Source organism: Nocardioides sp. zg-1308, from assembly GCF_013155375.1.
In the GTDB taxonomy this organism is placed as follows: Bacteria; Actinomycetota; Actinomycetes; order Propionibacteriales; family Nocardioidaceae; genus Nocardioides; species Nocardioides renjunii.
Genome location: NZ_JABJQY010000002.1, coordinates 2,331,456 through 2,349,443, shown reverse-complemented (window position 1 = coordinate 2,349,443; position 17,988 = coordinate 2,331,456). Strand labels below are relative to the sequence as shown.

Sequence of the window (17,988 nt, the reverse complement as noted above, 5' to 3'; positions counted from 1 at the left end):
CGTGCTGGCGCTCGCGGGTCAGCCGGCGAGCAGCGCCTCGAGCGCAGCCGCCACCTCGAGCAGCCGGCGGTCGGCGCCGTGCCGGGCGACGAGCTGCACCCCGACGGGCAGCCCGTCGGGCGTCGTGCCGGCGGGCACGGAGATCGCGGGACAGCCGGTGACGGTGATGAAGTAGGCCGAGCGCATCCAGGCGAGGTAGTCGGGCATCTCCTGGCCGTTGATCGTCTCGGGGAACTCCTGCTCCACCGGGAACGGCGGCACCTGCGACGTCGGCAGCAGCAGCACGTCGTGGTCGCCGAAGAACAGCCGCATAGTCTCCGAGAGCGCGGTGCGCTGGGTGTAGCCGCGGGCGACGTCCGCACCGGTCAGCGGCTCCCCGGCCCGGATGTTGGCCTCGAGGGATGCCTTGAACGCCGTGGGGTGCTCGGCGAGCAGCGGGCCGAGCTTGGCCTGGAAGTGCCAGGCCCGCAGGGTGCGGAAGGTGTCGTCGGCGAGCGAGAGGTCCGGGTGGGCCTCGGCGACCGCGGCGCCGGCGTCGGAGAGCCGCGCCGCCGTGGCGCGTACGACGTCCGCCACGGCGTGGTCGACGACGATCTCGCCGCCGAGGTCGACCGAGCAGGCCACCCGCAGGCCGGCGAGCGGTGCCGGGGCGAGGGGCGGTGCGAACGTCGAGCCGGCGTCGCCGAGCGCCTGGGGCGCCCGGGGGTCGGGACCCGCGAGGACGGACAGCAGGAGGGCGAGGTCGCCCACGTTGCGGGCCAGGGGTCCACCGACCGACGTGCTCTCCCACTGGTTGTAGAGGGGCCACTCGGGCACGCGGCCCAGCGAGGGCCGCATCCCGACCACGCCGCAGAAGGACGCCGGGTTGCGCAGGGAGCCGCCCATGTCGGACCCGTCGGCCAGCGGCACCATGCCGGCCGCCAGCGCGCACGCCGCTCCCCCGCTGGAGCCGCCCGCCGACCGCGTCGGGTCGACCGGGTTGCGGGTGACGCCGAAGACGGTGTTGAAGGTGTGGGACCCCGCGGCGAACTCCGGCACGTTGGTCTTGCCGACGAACACGGCGCCGGCCGCGCGGACGCGCTCGACCAGCAGGTCGTCGTGGTCGGCGACGGCGTCCGCGAAGATCGGCGAGCCGTACGTCGTGCGCCAGCCCTGCAGCGCGTGGGTGTCCTTCACCGCGAACGGCAGGCCGTGGAGGGGGCCCAGCTCCTCACCCGCGGCCATCGCCTGGTCCGCGCCCGCCGCCGCGGCACGGGCCCGCTCCTCGTCGAGGGAGACGATGGCGTTGAGGTGGGGGTTGCGCTCGGCGATGCGGTCGAGGTGCAGCTCGAGGAGCTCGCGGGCCGAGACCTCGCCGGCCTGGACCGCCGCGGCCTGGTCGCGCGCGGTGGAGTCGACCGTCAGGTCGGTCACCGGCGACGACCCAGCAGCACGCCGAGGGCGACGAGGCCGGCCCCGATCGCGACGCCGAGCAGGAGCTCCTGCCGGCCACCGGCCGTCGGCGCGGCGGCGGGCGCCGTGAAGACCGCACCACTGCTCGTCGCGGCCGGGGCGCTCGTGTCCGCCGCGACCTCCGTGGCCGTCCCGGCGGGAGCGGCTGCGCCGCCGCCGGCGATCGCGGCGTCGACGTTGCCGAAGAACTCCCCCGCCATCCGCTTGGAGACGCTGGTGAGCATCCGCTGGCCCACACCGCCGATCATCCCGCCGACGACCGCGTCGGCGTCGTAGGAGATCCGCGTCGAGGAGCCCTCCGGCGTGAACCGCACGTTGACCGTGGCGCCGATGGTGCCGGGCGCGCCGGCGCCGTCGAGCTTCATCACCAGCGACTCGTGCTCGACGAGGTCGCGGAGCTGGCACGACCCGGCGTACGTGCCCTTGATCGAGGCCACGCCCGCGGTGACGGTCATGGCGTAGGCGTTCTCGCCCGTCGCCTCGAGCCGCTCGCAGCCGGGGATCGTGCGGACGAGCACGGCCGGGTCGAGGAGCGCGTCCCAGGCCTGCTCGACCGGCGCGGCCAGGACGTTGTCTCCGGTGAACTTCATCGGGTCTCCTCAGCGATGGCTTCTGCGGGTGTGTCGGCGTGCGCCAGGCGCAGCGCGAACAGCTCGGACGGCGAGATCGGCATGGCGGTGATCGGGAAGCCCTCGGCGTCCTCGATGGCGGCGGCGAAGACCGCGGCCGACGGGATGACCCCCGCCTCGCCCGCGCCCTTGATGCCGAGCGGGTTGAGCGGCGACGGGGTCTCGAGGTGGTCGATGTCGATGGTGGTGGGCACCTCGGTGACGTAGGGCATGAGGAAGTCCATGAAGGAGGCGTTGAGCAGCTGCCCCGACTCGTCGTAGGCCATCCGCTCGTAGAGCGCGCCGCCGACACCCTGGGCGACACCGCCGTGGATCTGGCCCTCCACGATCATCGGGTTGATGAGGTGGCCGCAGTCGTGCACGACGGCGTACTTGAGGATCGTGATCTCGGCCGTGTCCGGGTCGGTCTCGACGATGACGGCGTGCATGCCGCTGGCGAAGGTCGAGCGCTCGGGCGAGTAGAAGTCCTTGCCCTCCAGGCCGGGCTCGTCGTCCTCGGCCACCGGCGGCTTGCCCGGGTCGCCGACGGAGAACTGGGTGGCGGCCTTGGACGCCTCGTCGAAGGCGTAGCGCAGCGGGTTGGACAGGACGGCGACCGTGCCGAGGTCGATCGAGGTGTCGGTGCCGCGCACCGAGACGACGCCGCCGGCGATCTCCAGGTCGTCCTCCGAGGCCTCGAGCGCCTCGGCGGCGATCCGCAGCGCCTTCTCCTTCGCGCGCAGGGCGGCGAGGTGGATGGCGGAGCCGCTCATCACGGCGGCGCGCGAGGCGAAGGTGCCGACCGCGTACGGCATCTTGCGGGTGTCGCCGGTCGTGATCTCGACGTCCTCGAACCGCACGCCGAGGGTGTCGGCGACGATCTGCGCGAACGCCGTCTGGTGCCCCTGGCCCTGGGTGGTGAGCCCGGTGGCGACCTTGACCCTGCCAGAGGTCTCGATGTGCACGTGCGCGCCCTCGTAGGGGCCGACGCCGGTGCCCTCGACGTAGCAGGCGAGGCCGATGCCGACCCGCCTGCCCTGCGCGGCCATCTCGGCGCGGAAGTCCTCGAACTCGTCCCAGCCGACCAGCTCCTTGAGCTTCACCAGCGAGGCGGGGTAGTCGCCGGAGTCGTAGGTCAGCTCGCGGCCGTCCTGGAACACCAGCCCGTGCTCGAAGGGGAACTCGTCGGGCTGGATGAAGTTGGTGCTCCGCACCTCGGTGCGGTCCTTGCCGAGGTAGGCCGCGATGGCGTCCATCGTCCGCTCCATCACGAAGCACCCCTGCGGCCGGCCGGCGCCGCGGTAGGGGGTGACGATGACGGTGTTGGTGTAGAGCGACTCGAAGACGACGCGGTAGTTCTGCGGCTTGTAGGGGCCGAGCAGCTGGGTCGAGGTGATGATGGGCACGATCAGCCCGTAGGGCGTGTAGGCGCCGTGGTCGTGCCAGAACTCCACGTCGAGCCCGAGCAGCCGGCCGTCGTCGTCGAAGCCGACCTCGACGTGGTGCTGCTGGGCGCGCTCGTGCGCGGAGGAGATGAAGTGCTCGCGGCGGTCCTCGGTGAACTTCACCGGCCGGCCCAGTGTCATCGCCGCCAGCGGCACCAGCAGCTCCTCGGGCCAGGGGTGGTTGATCTTCACCCCGAACCCGCCCCCGACGTCGGGGGTGATGACGTCGACCTTGGCGAGGTCGAGACCGAGCTTGGCCGCGACGCAGCCGCGTACGCCGGTGGAGGTCTGGGTCGAGGACCACACGGTGAGGCGCGACGTGTCGGGGTCCCACCTCGCGACCGTGCCGCGACCCTCCATCGGCGTGCACGCCGAGCGCTCGACGTCGAGCTCGAGCGTCAGGGTGTGGGGGGCCGCGGCGATCGCGGCCCGCGCGTCGCCGTTCTCCTGCTCCATCCGGGCACCGACGTTGTCGGGCACGTCGTCGTGCACCGTCCGCCTCGCGGCCCGCGCGGCGGCGATCCCCACGACGGGCTCGAGGTGCTCGTAGTCGACGCGGATGCGCGAGACGGCGTCCTCGGCGACGTAGCGGTCGACGGCGACGACGAAGGCGATCGCCTCGCCGACGTAGTTGACCTCGTCCTTCGCCAGGGCGTACTGCGTGCGGCCGTGGGTCAGGGTCGGGTGCGGGATGAGGAGCGGCAGCGGCTCGGCCATCGGGCCGGTGAGGTCCTCCCACGTCCACACGGCGAGCACGCCCTCGACGTCGAGGACGTCGGAGACGTCGATGTCGAGGATGCGGGCGTGCGCGTGCGGCGAGCGCAGCACCGCGGAGTGCAGCAGCCGGGGGTCGTCGGTGAGCAGGTCGTCGACGTAGCGGCCCTGGCCGCGCAGGAAGCGCTGGTCCTCCACCCGCGGGACCTTGGTGCCGAAGAGCTTGGTGGTCATCCGCGCTCCTCCTCCGTCCCGACCTTGGTCCCGCCCTGGATCTGGGAGGCCCGCAGCACCGACTTCACGATGTTCTGGTAGCCCGTGCAGCGGCAGAGGTTGCCGGCGATCATCTCCCGCGCCTCGTCCTCCGACGGGTCGGGGTTGTCACGCAGGCCGGCCGTGATGGTGGTGAGGAAGCCGGGCGTGCAGAAGCCGCACTGCAGGCCGTGGCAGTCCGAGAAGGCCTGCTGCACCGGCGACAGCGACCCGTCGGCCTCGGTCAGCCCCTCGACGGTGGTGATCTCGGCGTCCACGGCCGACACGGCGAACATCAGGCACGAGCGCACCGGGGCGCCGTCGACCAGGATCGTGCAGGCGCCGCACACGCCGTGCTCGCAGCCGACGTGCGTGCCGGTGAGGCCGCAGTCGTGGCGCAGGGCGTCGGAGAGCAGGCGCCGGGCCGGCACCTGCACCTCGTGGACGGACCCGTTGACGTGCAGGCGCACGTCGTGGAGCTTCTCGCTGGTCACGCGGGGCTCACCTCTCGTGCCCGGGAGCGGGCGTGGTCGGTCGCGGCGGCCAGCACGCGCGGGGTCAGCACGCTGACCAGGTGCGCGCGGTAGGCCGCGGTGGCATGGATGTCCTGGGCCGGGTCGAGCTCGGCGAGCGCCGCGGTCGCAGGGGCGTCGAGCGCATGGGTCACGTCGACGACGACGGGGACGTCGCTGACCGAGACGAACCCGACCCTCGCGCGGGTCACCTCGTCCCCGTCGGTCTCGACGAGCGCGGCGACGCCGACGAGCGCGTAGTCGCCGTGGCGCCTCGCGATCTCCTGGAACGCGACGCCGGCGCCGGCGGGCAGGGCCGGGAAGAACGCCTCCACGGCGAGCTCGTCGTGGGCCAGCGTCGACTCGAGCGGTCCGGCGAACAGCTCCGCCGCCGGGATCGTACGACGACCGCGCACCGACGCGACGTCGACCGATCCCTCCAGGAGCCGCAGCACCATCGGCATCTCCGCCGCGGCGTCGGCGTGCACGATGGAGCCCACGGTGGTGCCCCGGTTGCGGATCGTCGGGTGCGCGACGTGGGACAGCGCCAGCGCGAGCAGCGGCTGGACCTCGGCGGCCTCCGCGGAGCCGAGCACGTGGGCGTGCCGGGCGAGGGCCCCGATGCGCACGCCCGACGGGTCGCAGTGGACGTGGTCGAGGTCCGGGAGGCCGTTGACGTCCACCAGCATCGACGGCGCCGCCAGCCGCATGGACAGCAGCGGCACCAGCGACTGGCCGCCGGCCAGCACCTTCGCCCCCTGCTCCCCGGCGAGGGCCGCGAGGGCCTCCTCGAGGGTGGTGGGGCGCAGGTAGGCGAAGGGTGCGGGCTTCATCGGGGCGCGGGACCTCCGGAGGCGACGTCGTCGACGCCACCGTCGTAGTCGGGGTGGCTGAGGTTGCGGGTGACGTTGCCGGAGCCGGAGCGGTGGTCGCCGCGACCCTTGACCATGTGGAAGAAGACGATGACGAGGATGGTGCCGAGCGCGATGCCGCCGAGCTCGAAGTCGTCGCCGAAGGTGAGGGTCACGCCGCCGATGCCGGCGATCAGGCCGGCGGCGAGGCCGACCATGTTGACCGGGTTGCCGAAGTCGATGTTGTTCTCGACCCAGATCTTGGCACCCACCAGACCGATCATCCCGTAGAGCACAACCGTGATGCCGCCGAGCACCCCACCGGGGGTCGCGTTGACGATCGCGCCGAACTTCGGGCAGAGGCCGAGCAGGATCGCCACGATCGCGGCGACGTAGTAGGCCGCGACGGAGTAGACCCGCGTGGCGCCCATGACGCCGATGTTCTCGGCGTACGTCGTGGTGGGCGAGCCGCCGAAGGCGCTGGCGAAGGCGGTGGCGATGCCGTCGGCACCGATGGCGCGGCCCATGTAGGGGTCGAGGTCCTCGCCGGTCATCTCGGCGACCGCCTTGACGTGGCCGGTGTTCTCCGCGACGAGCGCGATGACGCCGGGCAGGACGAGCAGGATGGCGGTCAGCGAGAAGGACGGGCCGTGGACCACGGAGACGCCGTCGGCAAGCGTGCCGCTCGGGAAGCCGATCCAGCTCGCGGCCTCGACCCCGGCCCAGGAGACGCGGTCGTGCTCGGTGGCCTCGGTGGCGCCGCCGAGGACGGACGTGATGGGTCCGAACAGCAGGTCGGCGACGTAGGACAGGACGTAGCCGAAGATCAGCGCCAGGAAGACGGCCACGCGGGACCAGAAGCCGGGCAGGGCCACCGCCGCGAAGACCATGAAGGCCGCGGTCGCCAGGGCGATCCACTGGTCCTGCGGCCAGTAGACGCCGGCCACGACCGGGGCGAGGTTGAAGCCGATCAGCATGACGACCGCGCCGGTCACGGCCGGCGGCAGGATCCGGTGGATGAGGCCGGCGCCGGCGAAGTGGACGAGCACGCCGACCGCGGCCAGCACGAGCCCGCCGACGAGGATCGCGCCCGTCACGTAGGAGGAGTCATTGCCCTCGTCGAGCGCGCGGATCGCCGCGACGGAGGCCACGAAGGAGGCGCTGGTGCCGAGGTAGCTCGGCACCCGGTTCTGCACGATGAGCAGGAACAAGATCGTGCAGAGGCCCGAGAACATGATGGCGAGGTTGGCGTCGAGCCCCATCACCAGCGGGAAGACGAAGGTGGCGCCGAACATCGCGACGACGTGCTGGGCACCGAGCCCGATCGTCTTGCCCCACGGCAGGCGCTGCCGCGGGAGGACCGACTCACCCGGGGCGGGATCGACCACGTCCCACTTGAACATCGACATGTGCAGGCCTCCAGTTCGGCGGGGATGTGTACCCGAGAAGCCACAAACTAGTGCGCCACATCACACACCCTCACTGGCGACATCTGCCGAAGGAACGCCGGGGTCGATGACAAGTTATTCCGCGGGTCCACCCGACGTACGACAATGCCCACATGACCGCCGACACCGAGCTCCGCCGCGCGACGGCCGCGGACGTCCCGGCGCTGCAGCAGATCGCCGAGGCGGCGTACTCGCCCTACGTCGCGCGGATGGGCGGGCTGCGTCCCGGGCCCATGGAGACCGACTACGCCGGCGCGGTCGAGGGCTCCGAGGCGTGGGTCGCGACCGTCGACGGCGAGGTCGTGGGCTTCCTCATCCTGGTCCCCGAGCCCGACACGATGCTGCTCGAGAACGTCGCGGTGCCGCCGGACCACCACGGCCGGGGCCACGGACGGAGGCTCCTCGACCTGGCGGAGTCGCGGGCGCTGGCGCACGGCCTGCACCGGATCCGGCTCTACACCCACGAGACGATGCTCGAGAACCAGCGGCTCTACACGCGCCTCGGCTACACCGAGACCCACCGCACGACCGAGCACGGCTTCACGCGGGTGTTCTACGAGAAGCCGCTGGCCTGAGGGCGCTGCCGCGCTAGCCCACGATCTCCAGCGCGCGCAGCGCGACGGCCACGTCGAGGCGCAGGTGCGGGTCGCTGGCGACGGGGCCGAGGAGGCGCTGCAGCTTGCCGACGCGGTAGCGCATCGTGTTGTAGTGGAAGAACTGGGCGCGGGCCGCCTCGGCCACGTTGAAGTTGGTGTCGAGCAGCACCTGCAGCGTCTCGCGCAGGTCGGCCGCCTCCGGCGTGCGCTCGGCCAGCGGACCGAGGACGTCGGCGGCGAACGAGGTCAGCTCGGCGCTGTCGGGCACGAGCGCGAGGAGCCGGTGCAGGCCGAGCTGGTCGAAGCGGGTGACCGATCCCCCGCCGTGCACCCGACGGCCGATCTCGACGGCTCGCTGAGCCTGGCGGAACGCCTCGGGAAGGTCGCCGAGGCCGTTCGCGACGCGGCTGACGCCGGCCGAGAACGCGACCCGGCCGCCGCCGCGGTCGCCGCGGACCGCCTCGATGATCCGGTCGACCGCGCCGTGGTCCCCCACTCCGCCGCCCGGGCCACCGGGAGCGCTCCCGACCGGGGTGCCGACCGGGACCAGCGTGACCACCTCGCGGCTGAACGCGACCGACGCGATGCTGCCGTCGACCGTCGCGGCGACCTGGCGCCAGGCCTGCGCGAACCGGTCCTGCCACGCGCGGCGCTCCTCCGGGTCCGGCCCGAGGGCGGCGATCGCGTCGGGGTCGAGGACCGCGACCACCACCAGGACCGGGCGGTCGAGGTGCCAGCCGAAGGCCTGGGCGTGCTCGGCGACGTAGTCCTCCTCGCCGGCGCGGCCGAGGAACACGTCGCGGAGGAAGTCGCCGCGGTACTTGTTCTCCACCGCGGTGATCGCCTCGACGCGCGTGACGAGCAGCGCCGCCACGATCGCCGCCCGCTCCAGGGCGTGCACGTCGGAGGAGTGGATGGTGCCGTCCGGGCGCAGCGCGACGAGCCGCGCCAGGTCGACGCCGGCGGCCACGACGCGGCGCACGAGCGCCTCCCCCTCGCCCACGGCGGTGCCGTCGGGGTCGATCCGCTCGACGCGCAGGCGACCGGTCGGGTCGAGCAGGTCGGCGGCCGCCAGCGACTCGCGCTGCGCCTCGTCGAGGTGGGCGGCGCGCTCCCGGCCGTCGGTCGAGGTGAAGACGACGCCGCAGCCCAGCGCGTCGCCGACGGCCTCGGCGATCGCGGCCAGGTCGCCGCCCTCGAGCACGATGTGGGTCAGCGCCGTGTGCAGCGCGTCGGCGCGCTCGAGCGCCGCCACCGCCTCCGGGTCGTTCATCAAGTCTTGGCCCACATCTGCCCCCTGCGCTGACAAGTTCTCACATTCGCGAGTCTGTCACGTGCCGCTAGCGTCTGGGGAGTGATCGCCCGCCAGGTTCCGGTGGCTGCACCGACCCGCGTGCGGTCGCGGCTGGCCGCGGCCCACGACGGACCCCGCCGCGTGCTGCACGCGAGCGCGACCGGCGTCTACGTCGACCTCGACGGCTGGTGCGTCGGCCTGGTGTCCGCCACGGCGACCCGGGTGCCGTGCGCCGTGTGGTCGACGCTGCCCGACCTCGCGCACCTCGCCGGGCTGCCCGTGGCGGTGCACGGCGGGACGCTGGTGGTCGGCGACCAGGAGCTCCGGGTGGTGCGCCTCGCCGACCCCGGCGTCGCCCGCGTCGGGCGCCACGACGTCGTCCCGCCCACACCGGCCGCGGTGACGGCGTACGGCTGGGACCTCCCTGCCGACGGCCGGCTCACCCCCGCGCACGTCGACCGGCTGCTCGGGCGCGGCCCGGGGTTGACCCCGCTCGGCGACGACGTGCTCGCCGGGTGGTTCCTCACCCGGGCGGCCCTCGGCCTCCCCGACCCGGCGCTCGTCGCGGACCTCCGCCGGCGGCTGGGCGTCACCACGCTCCTGTCCGCCACGCTGCTCGACTGCGCGCTCCGCGGGGAGGCGCTGCCCGAGCTCGCCGCGTGGCTGGCCGACCCCACCGCCGCCGCCACCGATGCCCTGCTCGCCGTCGGCGCCACCTCGGGCGCCGGCCTCCTCGCCGGAGCCGGGCTCGCCCTGGCCTCCGTCTCCACCGACCGCCCCGGGAGGGCCGCATGAAGGACCAGTCGTGAAGGACCACGTCGAGCTCCGCCCCGGCGCGTACGCCGACTCCGTCACCCTGCTGCAGGTGAGCCGCGCGGTGCAGGCCACGCCGGGCGTGGTGGCCGCGCAGGTGGCGATGGCCACCGGGCTCAACCTCGAGGTGCTCGCCGGCATGGGCTTCGACGTGCCGGGGTCCTCGCCCAACGACATGGTGGTCGCGCTGCGCCTCGATGACGACGCCGAGCTGGGCGCCGCGCTCGCGGCCGTCGATGCCGCCCTCGTCCCCACCCGGCCCGGCTCCGGCGACAGCCGGGTGGCGCCGCCGCGGACCACGGGGTCGGCGCTGCGGCACGCCGGCCCGGGCGCCGTCGCCCTCGTCTCGGTGCCCGGCGCGAGCGCGACGGTCGAGGCGATGGACGCCCTCGAGTCCGGCCACGACGTGATGGTCTTCAGCGACAACGTCCCGGTCGCCGAGGAGGTCGCCCTCAAGACGTACGCCGCCACGCGCGGCGCGATCGTGATGGGTCCCGACTGCGGGACCGCGGTCATCGACGGCGTCGGCCTCGGCTTCGCCAACACGGTGCGCCCCGGGCGCATCGGCCTCGTCGCCGCCTCCGGCACGGGCTGCCAGCAGCTGCTGGCGCTGCTGCACCACGCCGGTGAGGAGCTGGCGGCCCACGGCAGCGACGGCGTCGGCGTGCGCCACGCGCTCGGCGTCGGCGGGCGCGACCTGTCCGCCGCGGTGGGCGGGCTCGCGACCCGCGAGGCGCTGCGCCGGCTGGACGCCGACGCCGACGTCGACCTGGTCGTGGTCGTCTCCAAGCCACCGGCGCCCGAGGTCGCCGACGCCCTCGCGACGGAGGCCGAGGCCCTCGGCACGCCCGTCGAGCTGGGCCTGCTCGGACCCGGTCAGCGCGACCTCACCGCGGTCGCCGAGGCCGTCCTCGCCCGCCTCGGCCACGACGCCCCGCAGTGGCCGGTCGCCGGCGCGCACAACACCGGTGCCGCCACGGGACCGCTGCTGCGTGGGCTCTTCGTCGGCGGCACCCTCTGCGACGAGTCCATGCTGATGGCGACCGAGGCCCTTGGCCCGATCCGCAGCAACATCCCGCTCGCCGACGACCTCGCCCTGGCGCCCGACGAGCTGCTCGTGGACACCCACACGATGGTCGACTTCGGCGACGACGCCCTCACCCAGGGCCGGGCGCACCCGATGATCGACCCCACGCTGCGCAACGAGCAGCTGGCCCGCGCGGCGGCCGACCCCGCGACCGGCGTCCTGCTGCTCGACCTCGTGCTCGGCCACGGCGCCGAGCCCGACCCGGCGGCGGGTCTCGCGCCCGCCATCGCGGCGGCGCGCGCAGACCGGCCCGTCCCGGTGGTCGTCAGCCTGGTCGGCACCGACCTCGACCCGCAGGGCCTCACCGCCCAGCGCGACGCGCTCGTCGCGGCCGGCGCCGAGGTGCACCTGTCCAACGCCGCGGCCACCCGCCGCGCGCTCGACCTGCTCAGCCAGCTGGAGGCGTCGTGATGAGCGAACCCACCGTCGTCACCCCCGGGGCCACCGGTCCCACGGTCGTCACCTGCGGTGCCGACATGTTCGCCGAGGCGGTCGCGGGCCAGGCCGTCGGCGTGGAGCGCGTCGACTGGCGGCCGCCGATGCCCGGCACCGAGGCGGACCTCGCCGCGGTCGCCACCGACCCGCGCCGCCCGGACGCCAACCGCCGCGCGGTCGAGGCGGTGCTCGGCGTGACCGCCACCCTCGTCGACGTCGCCCCGGCGTCCGAGGTCCTCGGCCTCGAGCCGGGCCAGTTCCTCCACGCCGGCCCGCCGATCGGCTGGGACCGGGCGTCCGGTCCCCTGCGCGGCGCCCTCATGGGGGGTGCGGCGCTCGAGGGCCTCGTAACCGACCCCGAGGACGCGGTCGCGCTCTTCGAGTCCGGCAGCTCCGTGAGCCTGGAGCCCTGCCACCACCGCAGCGCCGTCGGACCGATGGCCGGCGTCGTCACCCCCTCGATGTGGATGTGGGTGCTCGAGGACGGCACCACGGGCCGGCGCACCTACTGCTCGCTCAACGAGGGCCTCGGCAAGGTCCTGCGCTACGGCGCCTACGGACCCGAGGTGCTCGCCCGGCTGCGCTGGATGGGCGAGGTCCTGGGCCCGCTGCTGCAGGCCTCGACCCGGGCGGTCGTGGCGGAGTCCGGGCCGGTCGACGTGACCGGCATCCTCACCCAGATGCTGCAGATGGGCGACGAGGCCCACAACCGCAACCGCGCCGGCACGCTGATGCTGCTGCGCGACCTCGCTCCGGCGATGGTCGCCAGCGGTGCCGACGCCGGGTTCGACGGCTCGGACGTGGCCGAGGCGCTGCGCTTCGTCGGCGGCAACGACCACTTCTTCCTCAACCTCGCGATGCCGGCCTGCAAGCTGGCCCTCGACGCCGGGCGCGACATCCCCGGCTCGACGATGGTCGTGGCGATGGCCCGCAACGGCACCGACTTCGGTATCCAGGTCTCGGGCACCGGCGACGAGTGGTTCACCGGTCCCGCGCAGGTGGCCGAGGGGCTGTTCCTCGGCGACTACGGCCCCGACGACGCCAACGCCGACATCGGCGACTCCGCGATCACCGAGACCGCCGGCATCGGCGGCTTCGCGATGGCCACCGCACCCGCGATCGTCCGCCTCGTCGGCGGGTCGGTGCCCGACGCGCTCGCGACCACCCGCCGGATGCACGAGATCACCCTCGCCGAGAACCCGCGGTGGTCCGTGCCCGTCCTGGAGTTCCAGGGCACCCCGACCGGCATCGACGTGAGCAAGGTCTGCCGCACCGGCATCCTGCCCCAGATCAACACCGGCATGGCCGGTCGCGTGGCGGGCGTGGGCCAGGTCGGCGCCGGCCTGGTCACCCCGCCGGCAGAGATCTTCCCGCAGGCGCTGGCCGCGCTCGCCGCGCGCACGCCCGGGGCGGGGGCCTGACGGCGGTCGGCTCTAGGACGGGTCCTGCGCCTCGGCCGGACGCTCGTTGTAGACGCCGGCGGGCTGCTGACCGGTCAGCTCACCGATGGCGCCCATGATCCGGTCGGTGAGGTCGCGGCGCGCGCGACCGGTCGGCACGCCGTCGTACTCGCTCCCGACCGTGATGGGCGCGCCGAACCGCACGGTGACCTCCACCTTGCCCAGTCGGGGCCGGTTGGTCCCGACGGGCTGGATGTCCTCGGTGCCGCTCAGCCCGACCGGCACGACCGGGCAGCTTGCGGTCAGGGCGAGGTGGGCCACGCCCGTGCGGCCCCGGTAGAGCCGGCCGTCGCGGGAGCGGGTGCCCTCGGGGTAGATGCCGAAGGCCTCGCCGCGCCGCAGCACCTCCAGCGCGGTGTCGAGGCTGGCGATCGCCGCCTTGGTGTCGTCGCGGTCGACGGGCAGCATGCCCAGCCCCTCGAACCACACCCGCGTCAGCGTGCCCTTGACGCCAGTGCCGGTGAAGTAGTCGGACTTCGCCAGGAACACCACCTTGCGGGGCACCACGACGGGGATCACCACGCTGTCGAAGAAGGACAGGTGGTTGCTGGCCACGATCACCGGGCCGGTCGAGGGCATGTGGTGCAGCCCCTCGACCGTCGGGCGCCACACGGCGCGCGCCACCGGGGGGATGACTCCGTGCGCGACCGTGTAGAGCATGCGGGTCATTGTGCCCCGAGGCTCGGCCGGGCGAACGCGCGTCCCAGGTCGACCGCGCCGCTCGCCCGCAGCGGCGTGCCCTCCTCGAGGTAGGCCTGGCGCGCCTCCTCGTCGTGCGAGGGCGGCAGCGAGCCGTCGGCCCGCACCACGCGCCACCACGGCACTCCCCCGCCGTGGCGGGCCAGCACCGACCCGACCAGCCGGGGACCGCCGCGACCCAGCCGCTCGCCCACCACGTCGGCGATCGCCCCGTACGTCGTCGCGCGCCCGCGCGGCACCGACTCCGCGCACCGCAGCACCAGCTCGGCATAGAGCTCGCGCTCCTCCTCGGTCGTCACTCGGGCTCCGGCTGGGTGAAGCGGGCGGTGACCGCGAGCAGGACCGCCGTCGCGACGGCCGCCGCGGTCCACAACCACGGGGGCGCCAGGTCGGCGTCGAGCCCGCGCACGGCGAGCCACGTGACGGGCATCGGCACCAGCGCGAGGAGCGCGCGCCGCGTCCACAGCCGGGCGAGGCCGGCGTCGACCGGCAACGTGACCGGTCCGTGCGCGAGCACCGTCGCGACGACGTGGGCCGCGACGAGGAGGACCGCCACCACGAGGACGCGCCAGTCCACCACCCCGTGCGCCGCCCACCAGCCGGCGACGAGGAGCAGCGCGACCGCTCCCGCGACGTGGTCGGGGGTGCCCGCCCACCGGGCCGAGCACGCGACGACCAGGGCGACCACGACCAGGTTCGGCACCTCCGGCAGTGCCACCGCCAGGGCCGCGCAGGGCAGGAGGAACAGGACCGTGCGCAGCGCCAGTCCCGACCGGGCGGCGCCGGGCGGGAGGATCCTCGCGACGATCCCGTCCGCGGTGCTCTGCTCGGTGCTCACCGCGACCGGACCTTCGGCACCTGGGCGCGCCGCGCCAGCTGGTGCAGGACGGTGTCGAGGGTCCCCGGCCCGCGCCACGGGACGACCGGGCACCCGAGCGCCGCGAGCTGGCGCAGCCGGTCGTCGCGCTCGATCTTCTGCATCCGGGCGGCCAGGCTGGGCAGGGCGAGGCGGTCCTGCCCCGTCGTCCGGTCGCCGAGCGTGTCGATGACGACCACGGACGCACCGCGGCGCTGCAGGCCCGCGGTCGCCGTCACGAGCGGGGTGAAGAGCATCGGCGACAGGACGTGGACGACGCTGCCGGCTCCCGCGCCGAGGTCGAGCCGGGACGGCGGCTTGCTGCGCGCGTCGGTGCGGATCCGGGCCAGTGTGCCCTCGAGCCGGTGCAGGTGCCGCGGGCCGGAGCCGAGGGGCACCCGCGCGCGGTCGGAGGACACGACGAGCAGGCCGACGCGGTCGCCGGTGCGGATGTGGTGCTCGGCCAGCGCGGCGGCCGCGCGCACCGTGAGGTCGAGCGAGCTCGCCTCCCCGTCGATGCCGCCCGAGGCGCCGATGTCGCGCAGCCCGTCGACGACCAGCCACACGCCGGCGTCCTGCTCGGCGCGGGTGGTGATGACGTGGAGCTCGCCGGTGCGCAGGGACACCGGCCACGTGATCCGCTTGAGCCGGTCACCGGCGGCGAACTGCCGGATGCCCTCGAACTCGGTGCCGCTGCCGAGGCGGCGGGAACGGTGCCGGCCGACGAGGCCGTCGGGCTGCGGCACCTCCGCGCGGCTGTCGTACGGCGCGGTCTGCGGCAGCACGAACAGCCCGTGCTCGGGCAGGTCGGTCGGACCCCAGCGCCAGCCGGCCCACGGGCCCGTCAGCGCCACCCGCTCGGCGCCGATGACGCGGCGACCCCACCGGCGCGGGCTGAGCTCGACCACGGGGAGGCCGTCGGCCACGAGGGCCCCGGAGGCGCCGTACGTCGGCCGGGTGGCCACGTGCGGCGCCGGGGCGGCGACCCGGGTGACGTGCTCGACGCCGGTGAGGTCGTCGACCACCAGCCGTGACGCGGTGCCCTGGCCCTCGTGGAGCCGGTGGTGGTCGATCTCGCTGGCGACCCGGGGCAGGTGCCGGGGGCGGCCGAGCACGCCCGCCGCGGCCAGGACCACGAACGGGGCGGCCAGCACCACCAGCACGTCCAGGCCGGCCACGACGCCACCGGCGAGGCCGCCGAGGGCGAGCAGGCACGACCGGACGAGCGACGGCGTCGGCCGCCAGGGCGTCACCGCGGCGACTCCAGCGTGCGGGGCGTCGCGACGGTGCCGAGCACCGAGTCGACCACCCGGGCGCCCGAGGCCTGGGTCATCCAGAGCTCCGGCTTGACCGTGATCCGGTGCGACAGCACCGCCCGAGCGACCACCTTGACGTCCTCGGGCACCACGAAGTCGCGACCCCGGATCGCCGCCCAGGCGCGGGCGGTGAGGACCAGGCCGAGGCTGCCGCGCGGCGAGGCCCCGGTGAGCACGTCGGCGTGCACGCGGGTCGCTGCGACCAGGTCGACGCAGTAGCGGGCCACGGACTCGTCGACCGAGACCCGCTCGACGGCGGCCTGCACGGCCGCGAGCCCGGCGGCGTCGGTCACCTGCGCGATGTCGACCTCCTCGCGCTGGCGGTCGAGGCGACGGCGCAGCACGTCGTACTCCTCGCCGGCGCTGGGGTAGCCGAAGCCGACGCGGAGCAGGAAGCGGTCGAGCTGGGCCTCCGGGAGCGGGTAGGTGCCCTCGTACTCCACGGGGTTGGCGGTGGCGAGGACGTGGAACGGGCTGGGCAGCCGGTGGGTCTGGCCCTCGACGGTGACCTGTCCCTCCTGCATCGCCTCCAGGAGGGCGGCCTGGGTCTTGGGCGGCGTTCGGTTGATCTCGTCGGCCAGCAGCAGGCCGGCGAAGACCGGGCCCGGCCGGAAGTCGAACTCGGCGCGGCGCTGGTCGTAGACGTAGGAGCCGGTCAGGTCGGCCGGCAGCAGGTCGGGGGTGAACTGGGCCCGCGCGAACTGCAGGCCGAGGGCGCCGGCCAGCGAGCGCGCCGCGAGCGTCTTGCCGAGCCCCGGGAAGTCCTCGAGCAGCACGTGGCCCTTGGCGAGCACGCCGGCGAGCACCAGCGTCAGCGCCTCCCGCTTGCCGACGACGGCGCGGCCGACCTCGTCCAGGACGCGCTCGGCGAACGGCGCGACGGCCGACGGGTGGACGGGTGCCTCAGTCACGGGCTTCCTCGATTCGGGTCAGGATCCGGTCGATCTCCGCCGGCGACAGCCGGCGGTCGGGCTCGAGCTCGGCGTGCAGCGCGTCACCGAGGTCGGGGTCGCGGCCCCGGGCCAGGGCCACGAGCCGGTCGCGCAGCGCCTCCGAGGGCGCCCGCGCCTGCTGGTGGCTGGTGAGCACGCGCAGGTCGGAGGTGGCCTCGTCGGCGCGGTCGCCGGTGCGCGGGATCACCGAGACCCACTGCGCCGTCTCGGCGTCGGCGGTGTCGAGGACCAGCCACGCCAGGGCGAGGACGACGACCGACATCACGACGTACGGCACCGGCTGCGGGTCGAAGCGCAGCAGGAACGCGTAGCCGTAGCCGACCGCCGCGACCACGGCGCCGGTGAGCAGCCGGCCGCGCCACCGGCGCGACGGGGCGGGCAGCCTCATGTGCGCACCTCCAGGCTGCGCCGGATCGTGGCCAGCGCCTCGAGGGCACGGCTGCGGTGGTCCTCGGTGATCGGGTGCTGGGAGAAGCGGGCCTCCCGGTAGAGGTCGGCCAGCCGGGTGACCGCCCCCGAGTCGGCGGAGACCAGGTCGAGGATGCGGAGGGCGTACTCCGAGGACGTCTCCCACGACCTGCGCCCCACACCCGCGGACGCGCCCTGCACCTCGAAGCGCAGCCACGCCGCGACGATCGCGTTGCGGGGGTCACCCGTGCCGAGCACCGCGTCCTGCTCGGCGGCGTCCTCGGTGATCGCCTCCACCAGCCGGTCGGGCTCGTCGAGCGTGGTGAACTCGACGGCCTCGCGGCGCTCGCGCCGGCGCGGGCCCGACCGGTCCCGGGCGAGGCGGACGACGAGGACCGCGGCGGCGAGCACCCCCGCCAGCACGGCGAGCAGGAAGACCCAGGCGAGCACCTGCAGCCAGAGCGGTGCGTCGGACCGCGGCGGCGGGTCCGAGCGGTCCTCGCCCCCGGCGGGCTGCTCGCACAGCGGCAGGCCGCGGGGGTTGTCGGGCACCTCCTCGGTGGTCGTCCCGTCGGCCCCGGTCACCACCTCGAGGGGCAGGCAGGTCCGCGTCTGGGTCGGCGCGGGCCGGTCGATCCGGCCGGGACCCGTGAAGACCTCGCCGGGCCCGATGAGCGTGGCCCATGCGACCAGCACCATGAACAGGCTCGTCGCAGCCACCAGCAGCACCGCGCGCGCTGCCGGGAGGTCTCGCAACGCACGCATGGCGCGACCCTAGGTGAGCGGGTC

At 74.5% G+C, this 17,988-nt stretch carries 18 protein-coding genes; 4 read left to right on the top strand and 14 right to left on the bottom strand.

Annotation, left to right across the window (positions count from 1 at the left end):
• Nucleotides 1-18 precede the first annotated feature (18 nt).
• From HN031_RS13080 to HN031_RS13055, 6 genes are read right to left on the bottom strand one after another with little or no spacing between them, the layout of a single operon-like run.
• Entirely contained in the window at nt 19-1,413 is a 1,395-nt protein-coding gene (locus HN031_RS13080) for an amidase family protein (RefSeq protein WP_172270509.1), read from the bottom strand.
• Nucleotides 1,410-2,042: a carbon monoxide dehydrogenase subunit G gene (locus tag HN031_RS13075; RefSeq protein ID WP_172270507.1), complete on the bottom strand. Its 633-nt coding sequence runs from the start codon at nt 2,040-2,042 to the stop codon at nt 1,410-1,412. Before HN031_RS13075 ends, HN031_RS13080 begins: the two co-directional genes overlap by 4 nt.
• Nucleotides 2,039-4,453, bottom strand: coding sequence for an aerobic carbon-monoxide dehydrogenase large subunit (gene cutA, locus HN031_RS13070; protein WP_172270505.1), 2,415 nt, complete (start codon nt 4,451-4,453; stop codon nt 2,039-2,041). The genes HN031_RS13075 and cutA overlap by 4 nt, the downstream gene beginning before the upstream one ends.
• Nucleotides 4,450-4,965 (bottom strand): (2Fe-2S)-binding protein, encoded by a 516-nt coding sequence (locus tag HN031_RS13065; RefSeq protein ID WP_172270503.1) that lies wholly within the window; start codon nt 4,963-4,965, stop codon nt 4,450-4,452. Before HN031_RS13065 ends, cutA begins: the two co-directional genes overlap by 4 nt.
• A complete protein-coding gene (locus HN031_RS13060) occupies nt 4,962-5,816 on the bottom strand; it encodes a xanthine dehydrogenase family protein subunit M (protein ID WP_172270501.1) in 855 nt (284 codons plus the stop codon). Before HN031_RS13060 ends, HN031_RS13065 begins: the two co-directional genes overlap by 4 nt.
• Nucleotides 5,813-7,243 carry a uracil-xanthine permease family protein gene (locus HN031_RS13055; RefSeq protein WP_216652129.1) on the bottom strand — a complete coding sequence of 477 codons (1,431 nt, stop codon included), beginning with the start codon at nt 7,241-7,243 and terminating at the stop codon, nt 5,813-5,815. The genes HN031_RS13060 and HN031_RS13055 overlap by 4 nt, the downstream gene beginning before the upstream one ends.
• Nucleotides 7,244-7,395: 152 nt before the next feature.
• Between HN031_RS13055 and HN031_RS13050 the strand changes: the two genes are divergently transcribed.
• The gene (locus tag HN031_RS13050; protein WP_172270499.1) at nt 7,396-7,857 is read left to right on the top strand and encodes a GNAT family N-acetyltransferase; all 462 of its coding nucleotides are present in this window, start codon (nt 7,396-7,398) and stop codon (nt 7,855-7,857) included.
• A gap of 13 nt (nt 7,858-7,870) precedes the next feature.
• Here the strand turns inward: HN031_RS13050 and HN031_RS13045 are convergent, their stop codons facing one another.
• Nucleotides 7,871-9,151, bottom strand: a complete 1,281-nt coding sequence (locus HN031_RS13045) for a CdaR family transcriptional regulator (RefSeq protein WP_172270497.1) — start codon at nt 9,149-9,151, stop codon at nt 7,871-7,873.
• Between the two features lie 102 nt (nt 9,152-9,253).
• On the opposite strand from HN031_RS13045, the gene HN031_RS22365 reads away from it, so the two are divergent.
• The 3 genes from HN031_RS22365 to HN031_RS13030 are packed head-to-tail and all read left to right on the top strand — an operon-like array spanning nt 9,254 to nt 12,928.
• A complete protein-coding gene (locus HN031_RS22365) occupies nt 9,254-9,967 on the top strand; it encodes a DUF2877 domain-containing protein (protein ID WP_172270496.1) in 714 nt (237 codons plus the stop codon).
• A 10-nt stretch (nt 9,968-9,977) separates the two neighbouring features.
• On the top strand, nt 9,978-11,483 hold the full coding sequence (locus tag HN031_RS13035) for an FdrA family protein (RefSeq protein ID WP_367650757.1): 1,506 nt from the start codon (nt 9,978-9,980) through the stop codon (nt 11,481-11,483).
• Complete coding sequence (locus HN031_RS13030; RefSeq protein WP_172270494.1) at nt 11,483-12,928, top strand: DUF1116 domain-containing protein; 1,446 nt, start codon at nt 11,483-11,485, stop codon at nt 12,926-12,928. The genes HN031_RS13035 and HN031_RS13030 overlap by 1 nt, the downstream gene beginning before the upstream one ends.
• Nucleotides 12,929-12,940: 12 nt before the next feature.
• Here the strand turns inward: HN031_RS13030 and HN031_RS13025 are convergent, their stop codons facing one another.
• The 7 genes from HN031_RS13025 to HN031_RS12995 are packed head-to-tail and all read right to left on the bottom strand — an operon-like array spanning nt 12,941 to nt 17,964.
• Entirely contained in the window at nt 12,941-13,627 is a 687-nt protein-coding gene (locus HN031_RS13025; RefSeq protein ID WP_172270493.1) for a 1-acyl-sn-glycerol-3-phosphate acyltransferase, read from the bottom strand.
• Between the two features lie 5 nt (nt 13,628-13,632).
• Nucleotides 13,633-13,965 carry an MGMT family protein gene (locus HN031_RS13020; protein WP_322424702.1) on the bottom strand — a complete coding sequence of 111 codons (333 nt, stop codon included), beginning with the start codon at nt 13,963-13,965 and terminating at the stop codon, nt 13,633-13,635.
• The gene (locus HN031_RS13015; RefSeq protein ID WP_172270492.1) at nt 13,962-14,504 is read right to left on the bottom strand and encodes a hypothetical protein; all 543 of its coding nucleotides are present in this window, start codon (nt 14,502-14,504) and stop codon (nt 13,962-13,964) included. Before HN031_RS13015 ends, HN031_RS13020 begins: the two co-directional genes overlap by 4 nt.
• Nucleotides 14,501-15,775, bottom strand: a complete 1,275-nt coding sequence (locus HN031_RS22360; protein WP_172270491.1) for a DUF58 domain-containing protein — start codon at nt 15,773-15,775, stop codon at nt 14,501-14,503. The genes HN031_RS13015 and HN031_RS22360 overlap by 4 nt, the downstream gene beginning before the upstream one ends.
• On the bottom strand, nt 15,772-16,749 hold the full coding sequence (locus HN031_RS13005) for a MoxR family ATPase (protein WP_172270490.1): 978 nt from the start codon (nt 16,747-16,749) through the stop codon (nt 15,772-15,774). Before HN031_RS13005 ends, HN031_RS22360 begins: the two co-directional genes overlap by 4 nt.
• Nucleotides 16,742-17,179: a hypothetical protein gene (locus HN031_RS13000; protein ID WP_172270489.1), complete on the bottom strand. Its 438-nt coding sequence runs from the start codon at nt 17,177-17,179 to the stop codon at nt 16,742-16,744. Before HN031_RS13000 ends, HN031_RS13005 begins: the two co-directional genes overlap by 8 nt.
• Complete coding sequence (locus tag HN031_RS12995; RefSeq protein ID WP_172270488.1) at nt 17,176-17,964, bottom strand: DUF4129 domain-containing protein; 789 nt, start codon at nt 17,962-17,964, stop codon at nt 17,176-17,178. The genes HN031_RS13000 and HN031_RS12995 overlap by 4 nt, the downstream gene beginning before the upstream one ends.
• Nucleotides 17,965-17,988 lie beyond the last annotated feature (24 nt).